This window comes from Xanthomonas hortorum, from assembly GCF_011305375.1.
GTDB classification, from domain to species: Bacteria; Pseudomonadota; Gammaproteobacteria; order Xanthomonadales; family Xanthomonadaceae; genus Xanthomonas; species Xanthomonas hortorum_E.
This window is the reverse complement of sequence record NZ_VCME01000035.1, coordinates 1-1,406: the sequence shown is the minus strand read 5'-3', so window position 1 is coordinate 1,406 and position 1,406 is coordinate 1. Positions and strand designations below refer to the sequence as shown.

The window sequence follows — 1,406 nt, the reverse complement described above, 5'->3', positions numbered from 1 at the left end:
TACGTTTGAGCCCGCGACGACTGACGAGGTTGTCTGCTTGTGTTGCCTCAGTTACCTCGAGGTCGCCATGTCGGTGGCTCTTCTTCGGTGCATCGATTGCTGCGAGATGGCGGTCTACATAGATCGACTGAACCCTCAGGAACGTGGCAGCTTTCCAGCTAAGGAACCTCTGAACAACGCACCATAGATACGTGACACTACCCGCCTCATGTTGAGGAGTAATCCATGCAACTGACGTTCGGCGACGCTGAAGGCCTGGGCAAGCGCAAGCAGACCCGACGGGAGATCTTCCTGGCCGAGATGGAGCAGGTCGTTCCGTGGCAGCACTTGCTCGGTCTGATCGCACCGCACTATCCGGTGTCGGGACGCCCAGGTCGGCAGCCATACGCACTGGCGACGATGTTGCGGATTCATTTGCTGCAGCAGTGGTATGCGTTGAGCGATCCGGCGATGGAAGAAGCGCTGCACGAGATTCCGACCTTGCGGCGCTTTGCCCAGCTCGGTGGCTTGGACAATGTTCCGGACGAGACCACGATTTTGAACTTTCGGCGCCTGCTGGAGACCCATGGCCTTGCCGCGCGGATGCTGGAAGCGGTCAACGCGCATCTGGCACGCAAGGGGCAGAGCCTGCGGTCGGGCACGATCGTCGATGCGACGCTGATCGCTGCACCCAGTTCGACCAAGAACGCCGATCACGCGCGCGACCCTGAAATGCATCAGACCAGGAAGGGCAATCAGTGGTATTTCGGGATGAAGGCGCACATCGGCGTGGATGAATTTTCCGGGCTGGTGCACCACGTCCATTGCACAGCCGCCAATGTCGCCGACGTCACGGTGACGCACGCATTACTGCATGGCAAAGAAGACAGCGTGTTCGGCGACAGCGGCTACACCGGTGCGGACAAACGCGAAGAACTGCAGACCTGCAAGGCTGCATTTTTCATTGCCGCCAAGCGTTCGACGCTGCAAGCCATCGGCAACAAACGCGAGCGTGCTCGGGAACAGCGTTGGGAACACTTCAAGGCCAGCGTGCGCGCGAAGGTGGAGCATCCGTTCCGGGTGATCAAGCGCCAGTTCGGTTACACCAAGGTCCGCTATCGCGGCCTGGCCAAGAACACCGCACACGTGCTGACCTTGTTTGCGCTCTCCAATCTGTGGATGAAGCGAAAGCAGTTACTGCCTGCCATGGGGAGCGTGCGCCTGTAACCCGGGGATTTCCCACGGAAAGCGCCAGAAATGGCCAAACTCCGAAGATCCAAACGCGACTCTCCGCAACGACGCGACATTCCGCGCTCTCAGGCCGCGTTATTCAGACCTTCCCTAAGGCCCCAAATTGTGGGCTAGAGCAAGAAGCGTTTGACTGTACCGAATGTGGAAAACTTGGCTTGAATTTTTATCTCGGCGGC

General features: G+C 58.9%; 1 protein-coding gene. It reads left to right on the top strand.

What is annotated here, in order from left to right:
• Window positions 1–225 precede the first annotated feature (225 nt).
• A complete protein-coding gene (locus FFY45_RS21555; RefSeq protein WP_176341989.1) occupies window positions 226–1,206 on the top strand; it encodes an IS5 family transposase in 981 nt (326 codons plus the stop codon).
• Window positions 1,207–1,406 lie beyond the last annotated feature (200 nt).